Below are 17,194 nucleotides of genomic sequence, written 5' to 3'. Positions count from 1 at the left end.
CTCGCGAGCGGCGGAGCTCAGGGGCGCGGGGCGAGGCAGCTGACGGACGGCGAGGGGATCGGATCGGAGGCGATCGTCAGGTCCCGGCCGTCGAAGCGCAGGACATCGATGCGGTCCGCCTCCTGCGCGGCGACCAGGATATGCCCCTGCGCCTGGGTGAAGTGGCGCGGGTGGGCGCCCACGCCGGTCTCGGCGATCAGCTGCGGGGCGATCTGGCCGCGGTCGAGCACGCTCAGGGTGTTCGGGCCGCGGTTGGCGACCAGCAGATGATGCTCGTCGTCCGTCAGCTCGAGATGGGAGATCGCGTTCTCCCCCTCGACGCCGCTCGACGGGACGCTCGAGGACACCTTCCAGCTCGCCTCGATCGAGGAGCCGTCGCCCACGAACTGCCGTTCGGTGCTGCCCGGCCGGGCGCGCACGGCGGTCGCGATGCGGCCGCTGAGCTCGCAGGAGACGTGCAGCTCGGAGCTCTCGTGGTCGGCGGCGAGGTGCCGGGGCCCGCTCCCCCGCTCGAGCGCGATCTCGGCGGCCAGGTCGATGTGCCCGTCGATGTCCTGCTGGTAGAGCATCACGCGGTCCAGGCCCAGATCCGGCACGGCGACGAGGTCGGTGCCGGGCAGGAGGACGACCTGATGGGGATGGGCGGTGCGCCCCTCGCCGAAGTCGCCGTGGTCGTCCTCGTCGATGAGGGAGACGGGCACGCCGTCCTCGTCGAGCGCGAGCGTCTCGACGCTGCCCGAGCCGTACTGGGCCACGATGAGGGTGCGGCCGTCGGGCCCGAGCGCGAGGTGGCAGCCGCCCTCCCCGCGCAGGGCGATGTCGGCGACGGTCTCGAGGGAGGCGAGGTCCTCGCTGGGGCGCAGGGCGAGCACGTGGGTGGGGCTGGTCTCGGTGACCGCGTACAGCAGCGCGCCGTCCTCGCTCCAGATGACGAACGAGGGGTCAGGGACCTCGGCGCGGGCGAGGACCTCGACGCCGCCGGCGGCGACGTCGGCCCCCGGGTCCGGTGACCATCGCAGCAGCTCGATGCCGCTGCCCCGGCCGGAGCCGGAGGTCGAATAGCAGCCCGTGGCGAGGAGTGTGGTGGTCATCGGTCCTCCTGGGTGGGGGCGTCGCTCCGTCGCGCGCCGTCGGTGGTGCCGGATCCGGCGTGGCCGCCCGGGCCGCCCACGGCCCCTGCGGGAGCATCGAGATCGAGCTCCTGCTGGAGGTCGTGGAGGACCGACGGCGGCAGGGCCGACATCTCTCCGGTCATCGTAGAGGGTTCGATGCGGCCCGCGTCGCGCCGACGGCGCCGAGGGAGCGTCAGACGGCGACGGCGAGGCGTCTGGAAGGGCGTCGCGACGACGGGCGTGAACGCCCAGCCCGCCGCGCCGCGGCGGCTCAGCACACGGGTCGCGAGCAGCTGGCCGAGCACGGCGCCCGCGGCGATCGCCACGGCGATCTCCGCCGCGCTGAACAGCTCGGCGCCGCCGCGGCCGATATCCTCGCTCAGCGCGAGCAGCCCGCGGTAGATGCGGCTGCCGGGCACCAGCGGGATGATCCCGCCCATCATCAGGGCGAGCGCGGGGGCGCGCACCCGTCGGGCCACGAGCACGGCGAGCACGCCGACCACGAACGCCGCGCACGCGGAGGCCCAGACGCGGTCGAACACGAACTCGGTGAGCAGGTAGACGACGACCGCGGAGACCGAGGAGACCATGGCCATCCAGCCCAGCACCCGGGCCGGGGTGAAGGTGCCGACGGCGAACCCGAGACCCATCACGGCACCGGAGACGGCGGCCGCGACGAGGGAGGCGAGGGTGACGGGGGCGGTCGCCTCGACCGAGATGTGGAGCCCGAGCAGCTCGGCCCCCAGGAGCCCGGCGCGCACGCCCACCACGATGCCCACGGTGAGCATGAGCGTCTCCAGGATGCGGGCCGACGCGGTGACGTACCAGCCGGTGATCGCGTCCTGCATGGACCCGATCGAGGCGAGACCTGCGAGCAGCACGATGATGCAGGCCACCACCACGATGGCCGAGTTCTGGGCGGGCGCGAGGGCATGCAGCACCACGGCGACGACCACCCCGATGAGCCCTCCCGCGGCCTGTCCGAAGAACATGGGGATCTGGCGCGCCGCCATCACCTCGGTGAGGGCGACCAGGGCGCCGCTGGCGAGGGTCGCGGTGAGCACCACCAGGATCGTGCCCCCGAAGCTGAAGGCCGCCGCACCGCCCATCACCGCGAACCCCAGGAACGCGAGCCACCGCGGATAGTGCGGTCTCTGCTGCGGGATCGAGCGCACCTGGACGAGCGCCTCCTCGAGGCTCACGGTGCCCAGGATGTAGTGCTCGGTCACCTCCTCGAAGGCCGAGAGCCGCGCGAAGTCCTGCACGCGGCTGCCGGTCGCGCGGATCCTCGTGAACGGCGTCGAGTAGTCGTCGGGGAGGTAGGACAGCGACACCTGGTTGAAGGTGACCTCCACCACGACATCACGGAGACCCGAGGAGCTGATGATCCTGAGCACGGTCGCCGTGACCTCGGAGGCGGCGGCTCCGTTGGTCAGCATCCCCTCGCCGACGCGCATGGCGAGGTCGAAGACGGAGTGCAGGCGGACGATGTCGGTGGGCACGGCCCGAATCGTGTCACACTGACGGGCGCCTGCGCGCCACCCCTCCAGCGGGCGACCCTGTGCGCACGGCACCCCGGAAGGAAGACATCTGTGAACGACTCCGACGTGACCGGCGCGAACCCTGCGTCCTCGGCCCCCTCCCCCTCCTCGACCCCGGAGCAGGCGTTCACCGCGCTGCTCGAGGGCAATCGGCGATTCGTGGACGGCGATGTGCTCCACCCGCACCAGGACGAGGCGCGCAGGCGCCTGCTCGAGACCGGCCAGGCCCCCTACGCCTCGGTGCTGGGGTGCTCGGATTCCCGCGTGCCCGTCGAGCTGCTGTTCGACCAGGGCTTCGGCGACGTGTTCGTCTCCCGCAACGCGGGTCACGTCCTGGGCCGCTCGATGCAGGCCTCGGTCGAGTTCGCCGTCGCCGTGCTGGGCGTGCGGGTCGTGCTGGTGCTGGGCCACGAGTCCTGCGGCGCCGTCGGCGCGACCGTCGAGGCGATCCAGGAGGGCACGCAGCTGCCCGGTGAGATGCCGATCCTCGTCGAGCACGTGCGCGACCACCTCGATCCCGAGGACCCCGCCGCGCACGCGGTCGAGGCCCACGTGCTGGGCACCCTCGACGAGCTGCGCGAGCGCTCGAGCATCGTGCGGGAGGCCGAGGATCGCGGCGAGATCGTGCTCGCGGGCGCCGTCTACGGGCTCACCGGCGGCACCGTGCGCGTGGTCAGCGGACCGGAGGCCTGAGGGCGGGGTCCGACGGGGCTCGGCCCGTCGGACCCCGCCATCGAGCGCCCTGCGACCGGGGCGTTCAGAGGTTGGGCGCCGCGGAGAGCACCGCGAGGCCGCCCGCGAGCACGAGCATCACGAGCACGTCCAGCCCCCGCGAGCGCACCACGAGCGCCCCGAGCAGCGAGGTCGGCAGGCACGCCCTCAGCAGGACGACCACGAGCAGCAGCGCGGCGAGCGAGCGACCGGCCACGACGGCACTGGTGAACGCGCCGAACCCGAGGACCGCCACGAGCGCGATGAGCGCGAGCAGCAGGAGGGTCTGACGGCGCAGCCCCTCGCCCAGCGGCACCCGGCGCGGGCCCCGCGGGGCGGAGCCGACGGCATCGGCGTGGGCGTCGTGCCCCGCGTCGGCGTGCGCTTCGCGCCCCGCGTCGGCGCCCGCCTCGGGGCCGACGCCGGGGCCCGGGGACGTGCTCGGCGACATGCGCGCCATCGTACGGGCAGAGGATGAGCACGGGATCCGAGGCAGGCGGTGCCGAGGGGTCCGTCGGGCGACGTCCCGCGGAGTGCGGCGGACGCCTGTCCCGTCGGCGGGACGATCTGCGCATCGGCCCCGCACCGTCCGCGCCGCACCCGGCGCGTCGCTCCCCCGCCCGTCTAGGGTGGAGACGGGCCGTCGAGGACGTCGGCCCGAGCCGCGATCCGAGGAGAAGCATCCCGATGACCACCCCGTCTGCGCCCGAGACCGCCGTACCCGGTCGGCTGGAGCACGACCTGCTGGGAGACCGCGAGGTCCCCGGTGACGCCTACTACGGCATCCAGACCCTGCGGGCGCAGGAGAACTTCCGCATCACCGGTGTCCCGGTCTCCCACTTCCCGGAGCTCATCGTCGCCCTCGCCCACGTCAAGCGCGCGGCCGCCCGCGCGAACCACGAGCTGGGGGCGCTCGACGACGAGCGCGCCGCCGCGATCGAGCAGGCCTGCCAGGAGATCGCGGACGGCCAGCTGCACGAGGAGTTCGTGGTCGACGTGATCCAGGGCGGCGCCGGCACGAGCACCAACATGAACGCCAACGAGGTCATCGCGAACCGCGCCCTGGAGATCATGGGACACGCCAAGGGCGAGTACGAGCACCTGCACCCCAACAACCACGTGAACCTCGCCCAGTCCACCAACGACGTCTACCCGACGGCCGTGCGCCTCGCACTGCTGCTGAGCTTCCCGAAGCTCGCCGACGCCATGGACGGCCTCATCGTCGCGCTGCGCGAGAAGGGCGACGAGTTCGCGGACGTCCTGAAGATGGGCCGCACGCAGATGCAGGACGCCGTGCCGATGACGCTCGGCCAGGAGTTCCACGCCTGGGCCACCACGATCTCCGAGGACGTCGAGCGCCTGACCCGCACCGGCCGCCTGTTCAAGGAGATCAACCTGGGTGCGACGGCGATCGGCACCGGCATCACCACCGACCCCCGCTACGCGCAGCTCGCGGCGGAGGACCTCTCCGAGATCTCCGGCGTGGACTTCGTGGTCGCCGACGACCTCGTGGAGGCCACGAGCGACACGGGCGCCTTCGTCACCTTCTCCGGCGTGCTCAAGCGCATCGCGGTGAAGATCTCCAAGATCTGCAACGACCTGCGCCTGCTGAGCTCCGGCCCGCGCGCGGGGCTCGCCGAGATCCGCCTGCCCGCGGTGCAGCCCGGCAGCTCGATCATGCCCGGCAAGGTGAATCCTGTGATCCCGGAGGTCGTCAACCAGGTCGCCTTCGAGGTCATCGGCAACGACCTCACCGTGACCTTCGCCGCCGAGGCCGGGCAGCTGCAGCTGAACGCCTTCGAGCCCGTGATCGCCTTCAACATCCTCGAGTCGATGCTCTCGATGACCCATGCGATGTCCACCCTCGCCGACCGCTGCGTGCGCGGCATCGAGCCCAACCACGAGGTGCTCGAGGACTACGTGGAGCGCTCGATCGGCGTGGTCACCGCGCTCGTGCCGGTGATCGGCTACGCCGCCGCGACCGACGTCGCGCGCACCGCCCTCGAGACGGGCCGGCCCGTCCGCGACCTGGTGCTCGAGGCGGGGCTGCTGGACGAGGCGCACCTGAGCGCACTGCTCTCCCCCACCATGATGACCCGCCCCCACCGTCCGACGCCGACCGGCACCATCCCCGTGGTCGACCCCGCCACGGACTCCGGCGAGGTGCCGCGCATGGTGGCCGACGACAACGCGGTGACCGAGACGGGTCGCTGACCGCACCCCTGCCCGATGCGCGAGGCCCCGAGGAGCAGTGCTCCTCGGGGCCTCGCGTCATGCGGCCGCGGGCGGACGCCGACTACTCGTCGGCCTCCTCCTTCTTGCCGCGCATGACGAGCTTGGGATCGGGCACCCCCACGACCTCGTGGTCCTTGCCCTCGTACTCGAACTGGGAGAGGAAGTAGCGCATCGCGTTGAGGCGCGCGCGCTTCTTGTCGTTGGAGCGGATGATCGTCCACGGCGCGTACTTCTTGTCGGTGCGGCGGAACATCTCCTCCTTGGCCTCCGTGTAGGCCTCCCAGCGGTCCAGCGACTCCAGGTCCATCGGGGAGAGCTTCCAGCGCCGCACCGGATCCAGTTGGCGGATCGCAAAGCGGGTGCGCTGCTCGCGCTGGGAGACGGAGAACCAGAGCTTGGTGAGGTGGATGCCGGAGTCCACGAGCATGCGCTCGAACAGCGGGGCCTGGTTCATGAACCCCTCGTACTCCTCATCGGTGCAGAAGCCCATCACGCGCTCGACGCCGGCGCGGTTGTACCAGGAGCGGTCGAACAGCACCATCTCGCCCTCGGTGGGGAGGTGCTGGATGTAGCGCTGGAAGTACCACTGGCCCTTCTCGCGGTCGCTGGGCTTGTTCAGCGCGACCACGCGCGCGGTGCGCGGGTTGAGGTGCTCGGTGAAGCGCTTGATCGTGCCGCCCTTGCCGGCGGCGTCCCGGCCCTCGAAGATGATGATCGACTTCTGGTCGTTGTCCTCGAGCCAGTATTGGTACTTCAGCAGCTCGACCTGCAGGCGGTACTTCTCGAGCTCGTACTCGTCGCGGTCCATGCGCGTGTCGTACGGGTACCCCTCCTGCCAGGTGTACACCGGGTTGCCCTGCGGGTCGATGAGGTCGGGATCGGGCGTGTGCCCGTCGGCCACGGTGTACCCCTCGTCCCTCAGATGCTCGATGTACTCCCTGAGGTTCTGGTTGTCGGGGACCTTCACGCGACTCTCCTTCGGACATCCGGGCGCTCTCGCAGGGCGGCCGGGATCGGCTTGCTCCCCAGGGTATGCGGCGCATCTGTCCGGCGGGTGAACTCGACCGGAGTCGGACGCGACGGGGCCACCGCGCGAAGGCGGTGGCCCCGTGCGGATCAGTGCGCGAAGTGGCGGGTCCCCGTGAGGTAGAGGGTCACTCCCGCCGCGCGGCAGGCCTCGATGACCTCCTCGTCGCGGATGGAGCCGCCGGGCTGCACGATCGCGCTCACGCCCGCGTCGATGAGGATCTGGGCGCCGTCGGCGAAGGGGAAGAAAGCGTCGGACGCGGCGACCGCTCCGTGGGCCCGCTCGGGCGCCTGCTCGCCCTCGAGGTGCTCGCCCAGGGTGTTGGCGCGCTGCACGGCCAGACGGCACGAGTCGAGGCGGTTGACCTGCCCCATGCCGATGCCGACGGCCGCGAGGTCCTTGGCCAGCAGGATCGCGTTGGACTTCACCGCGCGCACCGAGCGCCACGCGAAGACGAGGTCGGCGAGGGTCTTCTCGTCGGCCGCCTCCCCAGCGGCGAGGGTCCAGGCGGCGGCCTCGTCGCCCTCCGCCTGGTACGCGTCGGACTCCTGGATCAGGGAGCCGCCCCAGATCTGCCGGATCTCGACGCCGCCGCGGGGACGGTCGGCGATCCGCAGGATGCGAAGGTTCTTCTTCGTGCGCAGCAGCTCGAGGGCATCGTCCTCGTATGCGGGAGCCAGGATGACCTCGGTGAACACGGGCTTGACCTGCTTGGCCATCGCGAGCGTCACGGGGCGGTTGGTCGCGATCACGCCGCCGTAGGCGGACAGCGGGTCGGTGCCGTGGGCGCGCGCGTGCGCGGCGGCCAGGTCCTCGTCCTCGGTCGCGACGGCGATGCCGCAGGGGTTGTTGTGCTTCATGACGACCACGCAGGGCTGGTCGTGGTCGTAGGCGGCGCGGGTGGCGGCGTCGGCGTCCACGTAGTTGTTGAAGCTCATGGCCTTGCCGCCGAGCTGCTCGGCACCGGCCAGGCCGGGGTTCTCGTCGTCGATGACGGCGACGCGGGCGCGCTGGTGCGGGTTCTCGCCGTAGCGCAGGGTGCGCAGGCCCGCCTCGGCGGCCTCCTCGTCGTCCATCTCCAGGAGATAGGCCGGGGAGTCGGCGTCGTCGTCGGCGGGATCGGCGTCCACGGCGTCCGAGACTCCACCGTCGGCCCCGCGGAGGGTCCCGGCGCCGAGGGCGGAGGCGGCGTCGTCGGCGTCGGGCCCGTCGAGCTGCCCGAGCATCCAGTCGCTGATCGCGGTGTCGTACTCGCTGGTGCGGCCGAAGGCGATGGTCGCGAGCTCCTGGCGCTCGTCGAGGGTGAAGCCGCCGCGCGTGGCGGCGCGGCCGGCGCGCGCGTAGTCCTCGGGGTCGACGACCACGGCGACGGAGGCGAAGTTCTTCGCCGCGCCGCGCACCATCGACGGACCGCCGATGTCGATCTTCTCGATGATCTCGTCGAAGGCGCCGCCCGCGGCGACGGTCTCCTCGAAGGGGTACAGGTTCACGACGACGAGGTCGAAGGGCTGGATCTGCTGGTCCTCGAGCTGGGAACGGTGGTCCTCGAGCCGCAGGTCGGCGAGGATCCCGCCGTGGATGCGCGGGTGGAGGGTCTTCACGCGCCCGTCGAGCATCTCGGGGCTGCCGGTCACCTCGGCGACGTCGGTGACGGCGAAGCCGGCCTCGCGGATGGTGCTGGCGGTGGAGCCGGTCGAGACGATCTCGACGTCGGCCTCGGAGAGGGCGCGGGCCAGGTCCGTCAGACCCGTCTTGTCGAAGACGGAGACCAGGGCGCGGCGGATGGGACGGCGGTCGGTGGAGCTCACGGAGCGTTCTCCTCGCGGATCGGTGCGGTGCGGTCGGTGCGACGCTCGCGCGGACGCGGTCGCCGCCATCACATGCGGGCACCCAGGCGGTCGATGCCCACGATCGTCACTCCCCGGTGGTCCGCCCACCTGCGCCAGTCGTGTGGGGACAGTGTATCGGGGGCCGACGCGAGGAGCGGCCGGGGTCAGGAGGCGAGCGTGCGCGAGAGCTCGCGCACCACGTCGACGAGCATCTCGCGCTCGACGACCTTGATGCGCTCGTGGAGGGTCTCCTCGGTGTCCTCGGGCAGGACGTCCACGGCGCGCTGGGCGAGGATCCGCCCCGTGTCGACGCCCGGGTCGACCTCGATGACGCTGGCCCCGCTCACCTTCACCCCGTGGGCGAGGGCGTCGCGCACCCCGTGGGCACCGGGGAAGGACGGCAGCAGGGCGGGATGCGTGTTGATGATGCGCCCGGGCCGGGACTCGAGCAGCGGCGGGCCGATGAGCTTCATGAAGCCGGCGAGCACCACGAGATCCGGCGAGAGGGCGGCGACCTCGCGGGCCAGGGCCTCGTCCCAGGCCGCGCGATCAGGGTGGTCGCCCTTCCGGACGACGGCCGTCGGCACGCCCGCGCTCTGCGCATGCGCGAGGCCGGAGGCGGCGCGGTCGGCGATCACGCCGACGATCTCGAAGGGGCACTCCCGCTCCTGCTGCGCGGCGAGGAGCGCGGCGAGATTGCTGCCGGTGCCGGAGATGAGGACGACGATGCGTGCTGGAGCCACGGGGCAACCCTACGGGCAGCGGGCCGGGGCGGGCGCGGGCGTCCGGGAGGGCATGTGCAGGGGGCGACGGCGCGCAGCGGGCACAATGGTCGGGTGAGCAGTCCCGCGCCCGAGCCCCCCGCCCCGTCCGAGTCGACCCTGCGCTACCGCCGGATCCTGACCCGGTTGCTCGTGTCCCTGCTGGCCTCGTGGGTGCTGATGATGCTGCCGCTGCCGTGGTCGCTGCTCGCCGGTGTCGCGGGGATCGTCACGGGCGTGCTGCTGGTGCGGCTCGTGATCGCCGCCTGGAAGGACCGTCGGCCGGCGATGGCCGTGGTGTCCGCGGTGGTGGGCGTCCCCGCGGTGTTCATGATCGTGCTCGGCTCGGTGACCGGGGCGATCTTCTACGGCCCGATGTCGCAGCTCGAGCAGTGCCGGGACGAGGCGCTCACCCAGCAGGCGCAGGACGCGTGCCGGGACGAGGTGCAGAGCTCGGTGCTCAGCTGGATGGAGGGTCTGACGGGGTCCTGACCGAGGCGTCGGCGTCCCGGACGCCGGCGGGCTCGTCGTCGGTGCGATCCGCGCGGGAGCTCCCGCGGGATCCCTCGGCCCGGTGCTCATGGGAGCTCTCGCTCCCGTTCTCGCGGGACTCGGCCGCCTCGACGCGACCGCGCAGCCCCGCCCACCGGGCGCGCGCCCAGGGCAGGGCCGGCGTGAGGCACACCGCTGCGACGGCGGCGGTGGGCACCACGACGACCCCCAGCAGAGGCAGCAGCAGGGAGCCGATCCGCGGCCCCAGCGCCTCCAGCGAGCCGTCGCCGATGCCGCCGGTGGCGAGGCCCGCGATGAGCAGCACGAGCAGCAGCAGGGCGACCGCGTAGGCGACGAGGGCGATCACGCGCTCGCGCAGCACCGGCTCCGCGGAGGCGCTGTCGGTCTCCTCCCCCACCAGGTCGCGGCACAGGCGGATCGCGCCGAGCGCGACCGCGACCACGGGCAGCACGAGCAGCAGGCGCGTCCACCACGGCGCGGTGCCCGGATCCGGCACGATGCCCAGCAGCGGGAGGGCCGGCATGACCGTGGTCTCGGCGCCCGCCAGGCTGATCACGCTGCCCGCCCCGAGCGTGACCGAGCCGCCGAGGATGACCACGAGCACCCACACGACGATCAGCGGGAACAGGGCGAGCTGCAGCAGCAGGAGCACCACGGACCCCCAGAAGCCCGCGTGCAGGGACTCATGGAGCGAAGCCACGGCGCCGAAGCGCACGGCGATCATCGCCGTGCACACGAGCGCCGCGGAGGCGGCGAGGCCGGCGAGCGCGAGGAGCACCGCCCGGGCGACGGAGCCGTAGGGGGCGGGGAGGAGCGAGAGGATGCGCACCTCGGGAATGCCTCCGCCGCCGCGTCGACGCAGGGCGAGCAGCGCACCGGCGAGGCCTCCGACCACGGAGACCAGCGCCCCGGAGACCACCGCGGAGGGCACCACCGCGTGCACGAGCGTGCTGCGGGCGATCGCGGCGAGCACGCCGAGCCCGACGGTGTAGACGACCACGAGGGCGCCCAGGCACATGCCGCCGTCGCGCAGGGCTCGGGCCCGCAGGGCGCCGTCGGCCGAGATCGGGCGGAGGCGACGCACCGCGCGCCGGGCCGCGAGGGCGACGACCACGAGCAGCACGATCGTGAGTCCGAAGGGCATCACGGCGATCGAGCCGGTGACCGAGCCCGCCTGCAGCAGCAGGCTGCCGCCGTGCCCCAGGACGAGCGCGTCCAGGGCCAGCAGGATCGCGCCGAGCACGCCGAGGGATCCCTGGGCGGAGGAGAGCTGGGCGACGAGCGCCGGGACCACGGTGATCGCGAGGCCCGTGGCGAGCGCGCCGAGGGCGGCGAGCGCCCCCGCGAGCACCGGCGAGTCCAGCCGCACATCGCCCCGGTCCGTGCGGGTCCGGTCCTCGCGACCCCTGCCGCCGCCTCCGCCGTTGCCTGCCACGTCCACCTCTGTCCTGGTCCGGTCCCGGTCGGGTCGCCCCGTCCACCGCGGGCGCGCTCCACTGTGACCCGCAGAGCGCGGCAAGTCCAGCGCGCAGGGTCCGTGTCGCATAATCGTGCTGATGTCCACCTCAGAGCCCGTCCCCGATCCGTCCGCCGTCGCCGCGCACTCCGCGCCGGATGCGCCCCGCGCACACGCCGGGTCCGCCGCGACGCCCGCGCTGCGCGTGCGCACCCTGCGCCTCGAGGACGAGATCGACCTGCCCGCCCACCTGCCGCGCGACCTCACCGCCGCCTGGCTGCGCCACGGCCAGGGCATGGTGGGCATCGGCACCGCCTGGACCTGCACCACGAGCGGCCCTGACCGCTTCGAGGACGCCTCCGCGCGCTTCCGCGAGCTCGCCGCCGCGGCCCGCATCGACGACGAGGTCGGCACGCGCGGCAGCGGACTCATCGCCTTCGGCAGCTTCTCCTACTCAGCGAGCTCCCCGCGCCCCTCCACGCTGCTGGTGCCGCGCGCGATCCTCGGAGTGCTCGACAACGATCCGTTCCTCACCCTCGTCGACGTGCTCGACGAGCAGGAGGACGCGCCGGACGCGGCCGGCGCCGCCCCGACGGACTGGCGGGACCTGTTCCCCTCGACCCCGCGGGCCGAGCGCACGCGCGTGCAGATCGACCCGGACCACACGCCCGACGAGTACCAGGAGCTGGTGCGCCGCGCGCTCGGGATGATCGAGGAGGGCCGCGCGCAGAAGATCGTGCTCTCGGAGTCCTCGACCGTGCACCTCGAGCAGGCGCAGCCGGTGGCGACCCTGCTCAGCCGCCTCGCCGAGTCCTACCCGACCACCTGGGTCTACCACCTGTCCGACGTCATCGGCGCGACCCCGGAGATGCTGGCAGACACCGAGCACGGACGGCTCTTCAGCCGCGTCCTCGCCGGCAGCCGTCCTGTCGCCGAGGGCTCGGAGCTCGCCGAGCAGGACCGTCGGGCCTTCCGCAGCGACGCCAAGGAGCTGGCCGAGCACGCCTTCGCGATCGACTCCGTGACCTCGCGCCTGGCGGACCTCACCACGGAGATCACCGCCTCCGCCGAGCCGTTCGTGCTGCGCCTTCCCGGCCTCGAGCATCTCGCCTCGGACGTCGCGGGAGAGCTGCGCGAGGGAGTCACGAGCCTGGACGTGGCGGGTCGTCTGCACCCGTCGGCCGCCGTGAGCGGCACCCCGCGGGAGGCGGCCGACGCCGCGATCGCCGAGCTCGAGGTCCGGGACCGCGGCGGCTACGCCTCCCCCGTGGGCTGGATGGACGCCGAGGGCGACGGGCAGTGGGCGATCGCCCTGCGCATGGCCCACCTGGAGACGCCGACGCGGGTGCGCGTCCAGTCCGGCGGCGGTCTCGTCGCGGGATCGGATCCGGTGCTCGAGCACGCCGAGGCGCTCGCGAAGTCACGGCCCGTGCTGCGAGCCATCGGCCGCCCCGAGGACTGAGCGCCCGCCGGGCCTCGGTCCCGGGCGGTCATCCCGGTGTCGGTCAGCCGGCCTCGGTGAGGGTCACGTCCTTGGTGATCTCCTTCTGGTCGCGCACGATCGTGAGCTTGTGGGAGGAGCCGACCTCGAGGCCGCGCACCATGCCGGTCAACGCGGCCGCGCCGTTCACGGGCACGCCGTCGACCTGGGTGATGAGGTCGCCCTCCTTCAGGCCGGCGTCCGAGGCCCCCGAGCTGCGCTCGACCGAGCGCACGAGCGCCCCGCGGTAGCTGGCGCCGGAGACGTCCTGGCTGCTGTCCTGCGCGGTCACGCCGAGAAGGGCGTGCTTCGCGCTCCCGCTCTCGATCAGCTGGTCGACGATGAGAGTGACGGTGTCCGAGGGGATCGCGAATCCCAGGCCGATGCTCCCGGACTGCGAGGACGAGGACTCCCCCTCCTGGGAGAAGGTCGCGATCGAGGAGTTGATGCCGACGACCGCCCCGCTCGCGTCCACCAGCGGGCCGCCGGAGTTGCCGGGGTTGATCGCGGCATCGGTCTGCAGGGCCGACGAGTAGGTCGAGTCGGAGCCGTCGACGGCCTCGCCCTGCGTGGTCACGGGACGATGCACGGCGGAGATGATGCCCGTGGTCACGGTGTTCTCGAGTCCGAGCGGGGTGCCGACGGCCATCACGTCCTCGCCGACCGCGACGTCGTCGGACTCCCCGAAGGAGGCCGGGGTGAGGTCGTCCGGGGGGTCCTCCAGCTTGATCGCGGCGAGGTCGGTGGTCGCGTCGGTGCCGATCACCCGGGCGGTGTACGTGCGGCCGTCGGTGAGGGACACCTCGACCTTCTGCGCACCGGAGACCACGTGGTTGTTCGTGATGATCGTGCCGTCCTCGCGGTAGATCACGCCGGTCCCCTCGGCCTGCCCCGAGGCCGTGCTCACGGAGATCGCGACCGTGCTCGGCGAGACCTTCTCCGAGACGTTCTCCCAGTTCGGGTTGTCGCCGTCCTGGGCGACGGGGCTCGCGTCCGCCGTCTTCGTGCTGCTCGACGACGTCGACGACGAGGCGGAGCGCGCACCCTGCCCGTCGACCTGGTCGTAGGCGATGACGCCGCCCAGGGTGAGCCCGCTGCTGAGCAGCATGCCGGCCATCACCAGGCCCGCGACGCCCACCCAGCCCGGACCGCGGCGCCGGGTCGCAGGTGCCGAGCCCTGGATCGCGGGCTCCGGGCCCTGCGCGGCGGGGACGCCGGCGGGCGCCGCAGCGCCGGCCGCGCCGCTCGCGGGCGCTCCCCAGCTCGGGGAGGCCGACGGGCCCTGCGCGCTGTGCGCGCTCTGGGCGCTCTGGGCGCTGTGAGGGCTCTGCGGATCGCTCCATCCGTAGGCGGCGGGTGCCGGGGACGCGCCGCCGTAGGGATCGCCGCCCGACGATACGGGGCCGTACCCGTCGGCCCCGAGGCCGTCGAGGCGCTGGGTCTCCTCGACCCGACCGAGCTGCTCGGTGGGATCGGTGGCGGTCGGCTGCTCTGCGGTGTCGTCGGACGGGCGGCGGGTGCCGGACCCGTCCTGGGCTCCGGTGCCCTGCGGGGCGTTCGATTCCTCGGATGACATGCCAGTCATTCCATCCCTCCGTGCCTTGAAGTCCTTGCGACCGAGCTGTGCGCTTGCTGTGTCGTGCGTCGCCGGCCGGGGGGTCGGGGCGCGGCGCGGGATGCGGCGCGGGGTCCGGGTTCAGAGGCCGATCCCGGGGCCGGGCTCAGGGGCCGACGACGATCATGCGGAGCCCGTCGCCCGGCTGCCCGAGGCCGCTGACCAGGGATTCGAGGGCCTGCGGACCCTCGCACCGCACCGCGTCGACGCCGAGCGCGCGCGCCGCGGCGGCGATGTCGGCGCCGTGCGGGGTCGTGAAGAAGCGCTCGAGGAGCTCGGGATGCGCGCGCCGGTGCTCGAGCCCGGAGAAGATGCGGCCGCCGGAGTCGTCGACCACGATCACGTCCAGCGCGGGGCGGCGCTCGAGGGGGCCGACGATCAGGCCCGTGAGGTCGTGCAGCGCCGTCACGTCGCCCACGAGCAGGCGGACGCGCCCGGCGTCGGCGCGCCCTGCATCGGCGTGCTCGGCGGCGAGCGCGTATCCGCCCGCGGTCGAGGCCATCCCGTCGATCCCGGCCAGGCCACGGCCGGCGAGCACCCTGCCGCGTGCGGCCGGGGCGAGCTGCTCGAGATCCCTCACCAGGGACGAGGAGCCCAGCACGAGGGTGTCGTCCTCCCCCGTCGCCTCCCAGACGGCGAGCGCCGCGCGCTGCTGCCACGTCGGCTCGGACGCCTCCACGAGGAGCGCGCCCTCACGGCGCCAGTCCTCGAGCCGCGGGGCGCTGTCCTCGCGGCCATCAGCGTCGGGCAGGGCGAGGGCGGGCACCACGAGGGAGGCTGTGCGGGAGGCGTCGGTCCAGGAGGAGGTCGGGTCGACGATGATCGTCTCGACGTCGGCGGCGCCCAGCAGTGCGCCGACCACGGGCCGCGAGAGCGTCGGGTGACCGAAGACGATCGCCTGCGAGGGCCGCAGCGGGTGGTCGGGGTCGGCCATGACCTGCGCGAGCAGCTGCGGGTAGCCCGTGACCATGCTGGGTCCGCCGCGGGATCCGGAGCTCGGCTCGGCAAGCAGGGGCAGCCGGTGGGCCTCGGCGAACGCGCGGGCCGCGGATCCCGCGCCGTCCCCGGCGACGACGACGGCGCACGGATCGGGCGCGAGCGCGACCGGTGCGGGCTCGCGAGGAGGGATCCGTCGGGTGACGACCAGGCGATCGCCGCGCCCGGGCTCCGGCTCCGTCCCCGACTGTGCCGAGGCGCGCCCGTCGACCGTCCCGACGCGGGGCACGAGCGGATCGCGCAGGCACAGGTTCACGTGGACAGGGCCCGGATGCGGTCCGGTCGCGGCGGCGACGGCCCGCGCGAGGGTGCTCACGGCGGTGCGCAGCTCGACCTCCGTCGCCGCGTCCCGCGAGGGGGCCGGGAGATCGGTCGCGAAGCGCACCGCGTCCCCGTAGATGCCGACCTGGTGGGTGGCCTGGTTCGCACCGACGTCGCGCAGCTCGATGGGCCGGTCGGCGGTGAGCACGATCAGCGGGGTGCGGGAGTGGTGGGCCTCGAGGACTGCGGCGTGCAGATGCGCCGTCGCGGTGCCCGAGGTGGTCACCACGACGCCCGGCGATGCCGGATCGCGCCGGGAGATGCCGAGGGCCGTGAACGCGGCGGCGCGCTCGTCGATCCGCACGTGCGCCTCGAAACGGCCCGCGATCTCCGGATCCTCGAGCGCGTACACGAGCGGCGCCGAGCGCGAGCCCGGGCTGATCGCCGCGTGCCGCACGCCGAGCGCGACCAGGGTGCGCCAGATCGCCACGGCCTCCTCGACCGCACCGGAGCCCAGGGGCGCGGGCACGGGAATGGTCATCGGCTCCGGATCCGCCCGGAGAGGGCGGCGGGCGGGCGCGGGGTGCTCGGTCATGGTCCCAGGCTAGTGATCCGACGCCCGCGCCGATCCCTGCCCGTGCTCGTTCGCGCCGGGGGTCACAGCATCCGCCCCAGGGGTCACAGCAGCTGCGCGCACGCCTCGAGGCGCTGCTCCCAACGGGCAGTCAGCTCGCGCGGCGCGCCGTGGGACTCGAGCAGCTCGGGCTCGGGCCGCGGGCGCTCGACCGGGATCGTGCCGCCGTCGGCGCGCAGCGGTGCGGCGACGAGATCGCCCGTGAGCAGGACTCCGGTCGCGAGCCCGCAGGCGTGGGTCAGCTCGGGCAGGGCGGCGGCGAAGGCGAGGCCCGCGCTCAGTCCGACGCTCGACTCCAGGGCGCTCGAGACGACCACGGGGAGGTCCGCCTCGGCGGCGAGCTCGAGGCAGCGTGCCACGCCCCCGAGGGGCTGCACCTTCATCACGAGCACGTCCGCCGCGCCCGCGCGGGCCACGCGCAGAGGGTCCTCGGCGCGGCGCACGAGCTCGTCGGCCGCGATCGGCACGTCGACGGCGCGGCGCACGGCCACGAGGTCCTCGAGCGAGGCGACGGGCTGCTCGACGTATTCGAGGCCGCCCGCGGCGCGGTCCAGCTGCGGGATCGCACTGATCGACTCGTCGCGGTCCCAGCGGGCGTTCGCGTCCACGCGGATGCGGGCGTCCGGCCCCAGGGCGTCGCGCACGGCCTCCAGGCGCTCGAGGTCCTCGGGCAGGCTCGAGGCGACGTCCGCGACCTTCACCTTCGCGGTCCGGGCGCCGCCCACCCTCGCCAGACGGTGCGCGAGAGCGGGCGGGACGACGGGGATCGTCGCGTTCACCTCGATGCTCCCGCGCAGGGGCGCGGGGCGCGGGGCGGTCGCGTCGGCGAGTGCGCAGCGCAGCCAGGCGGCCGATTCCGCCGGGTCGTAGTCCCAGAACGGGGAGAACTCGGCCCAGCCCTCGGGACCCCGCAGCACCACGCCGTCGCGCACGGTGATCCCGCGGAAGCGGGTGGTCATCGGGATCGACCAGCAGCGGGCGTCCTCGATGCCCTGCTCGCGCAGGGCGGCGGGGATGCGCATG

14 protein-coding genes and 1 riboswitch are annotated in these 17,194 nt (G+C 73.5%); of the genes, 4 read left to right on the top strand and 10 right to left on the bottom strand.

Features of this window, described 5'->3' with window-relative positions:
- Positions 1-17 precede the first annotated feature (17 nt).
- Together M4486_RS19375 and M4486_RS19370 are read right to left on the bottom strand one after the other, a co-directional pair.
- Positions 18-1,091 carry a lactonase family protein gene (locus M4486_RS19375; protein WP_249478946.1) on the bottom strand — a complete coding sequence of 358 codons (1,074 nt, stop codon included), beginning with the start codon at positions 1,089-1,091 and terminating at the stop codon, positions 18-20.
- On the bottom strand, positions 1,088-2,614 hold the full coding sequence (locus M4486_RS19370; RefSeq protein WP_249478945.1) for a threonine/serine exporter family protein: 1,527 nt from the start codon (positions 2,612-2,614) through the stop codon (positions 1,088-1,090). The genes M4486_RS19375 and M4486_RS19370 overlap by 4 nt, the downstream gene beginning before the upstream one ends.
- Positions 2,615-2,704: 90 nt before the next feature.
- On the opposite strand from M4486_RS19370, the gene M4486_RS19365 reads away from it, so the two are divergent.
- The gene (locus M4486_RS19365; RefSeq protein ID WP_249478944.1) at positions 2,705-3,346 is read left to right on the top strand and encodes a carbonic anhydrase; all 642 of its coding nucleotides are present in this window, start codon (positions 2,705-2,707) and stop codon (positions 3,344-3,346) included.
- A gap of 64 nt (positions 3,347-3,410) precedes the next feature.
- Here the strand turns inward: M4486_RS19365 and M4486_RS19360 are convergent, their stop codons facing one another.
- Positions 3,411-3,815, bottom strand: coding sequence for a DUF3017 domain-containing protein (locus M4486_RS19360; RefSeq protein ID WP_249478943.1), 405 nt, complete (start codon positions 3,813-3,815; stop codon positions 3,411-3,413).
- A 236-nt stretch (positions 3,816-4,051) separates the two neighbouring features.
- On the opposite strand from M4486_RS19360, the gene aspA reads away from it, so the two are divergent.
- Complete coding sequence (gene aspA, locus M4486_RS19355; protein ID WP_249478942.1) at positions 4,052-5,578, top strand: aspartate ammonia-lyase; 1,527 nt, start codon at positions 4,052-4,054, stop codon at positions 5,576-5,578.
- An 82-nt stretch (positions 5,579-5,660) separates the two neighbouring features.
- Here the strand turns inward: aspA and ppk2 are convergent, their stop codons facing one another.
- The 3 genes from ppk2 to purN all read right to left on the bottom strand — a co-directional run bounded on the left by ppk2 (position 5,661) and on the right by purN (position 9,198).
- Positions 5,661-6,566: a polyphosphate kinase 2 gene (gene ppk2 / locus M4486_RS19350; protein WP_249478941.1), complete on the bottom strand. Its 906-nt coding sequence runs from the start codon at positions 6,564-6,566 to the stop codon at positions 5,661-5,663.
- A gap of 149 nt (positions 6,567-6,715) precedes the next feature.
- Complete coding sequence (purH, locus tag M4486_RS19345) at positions 6,716-8,434, bottom strand: bifunctional phosphoribosylaminoimidazolecarboxamide formyltransferase/IMP cyclohydrolase (RefSeq protein WP_249478940.1); 1,719 nt, start codon at positions 8,432-8,434, stop codon at positions 6,716-6,718.
- Between the two features lie 73 nt (positions 8,435-8,507).
- A riboswitch (ZMP/ZTP riboswitch) is annotated at positions 8,508-8,586 on the bottom strand.
- Between the two features lie 33 nt (positions 8,587-8,619).
- Complete coding sequence (gene purN / locus M4486_RS19340) at positions 8,620-9,198, bottom strand: phosphoribosylglycinamide formyltransferase (RefSeq protein ID WP_249478939.1); 579 nt, start codon at positions 9,196-9,198, stop codon at positions 8,620-8,622.
- A gap of 93 nt (positions 9,199-9,291) precedes the next feature.
- Between purN and M4486_RS19335 the strand changes: the two genes are divergently transcribed.
- Complete coding sequence (locus tag M4486_RS19335; protein ID WP_249478938.1) at positions 9,292-9,708, top strand: hypothetical protein; 417 nt, start codon at positions 9,292-9,294, stop codon at positions 9,706-9,708.
- Here the strand turns inward: M4486_RS19335 and M4486_RS19330 are convergent.
- Positions 9,677-11,164, bottom strand: a complete 1,488-nt coding sequence (locus M4486_RS19330; RefSeq protein ID WP_249478937.1) for a cell division protein PerM — start codon at positions 11,162-11,164, stop codon at positions 9,677-9,679. The two genes, M4486_RS19335 and M4486_RS19330, sit on opposite strands and share 32 nt — an antisense overlap.
- A gap of 121 nt (positions 11,165-11,285) precedes the next feature.
- Here M4486_RS19330 and M4486_RS19325 point away from each other — a divergent pair, with 121 nt between their 5' ends.
- The gene (locus tag M4486_RS19325) at positions 11,286-12,647 is read left to right on the top strand and encodes an isochorismate synthase (protein ID WP_249478936.1); all 1,362 of its coding nucleotides are present in this window, start codon (positions 11,286-11,288) and stop codon (positions 12,645-12,647) included.
- 43 nt (positions 12,648-12,690) lie between these two features.
- Here the strand turns inward: M4486_RS19325 and M4486_RS19320 are convergent, their stop codons facing one another.
- The 3 genes from M4486_RS19320 to M4486_RS19310 all read right to left on the bottom strand — a co-directional run bounded on the left by M4486_RS19320 (position 12,691) and on the right by M4486_RS19310 (position 17,193).
- Entirely contained in the window at positions 12,691-14,241 is a 1,551-nt protein-coding gene (locus M4486_RS19320) for a S1C family serine protease (RefSeq protein ID WP_249478935.1), read from the bottom strand.
- Positions 14,242-14,386: 145 nt separating this feature from the next.
- A complete protein-coding gene (gene menD / locus M4486_RS19315; RefSeq protein WP_249478934.1) occupies positions 14,387-16,132 on the bottom strand; it encodes a 2-succinyl-5-enolpyruvyl-6-hydroxy-3-cyclohexene-1-carboxylic-acid synthase in 1,746 nt (581 codons plus the stop codon).
- Positions 16,133-16,215: 83 nt separating this feature from the next.
- On the bottom strand, positions 16,216-17,193 hold the full coding sequence (locus M4486_RS19310) for an o-succinylbenzoate synthase (RefSeq protein ID WP_249478933.1): 978 nt from the start codon (positions 17,191-17,193) through the stop codon (positions 16,216-16,218).
- Between the last annotated feature and the right edge of the window lies 1 nt (position 17,194).

Origin of the sequence: Brachybacterium kimchii (assembly GCF_023373525.1) — a bacterium.
GTDB lineage: Bacteria > Actinomycetota > Actinomycetes > Actinomycetales > Dermabacteraceae > Brachybacterium > Brachybacterium kimchii.
Note: the sequence above shows the minus strand (reverse complement) of the source record. Positions and strands in the feature narration are given on the sequence as shown.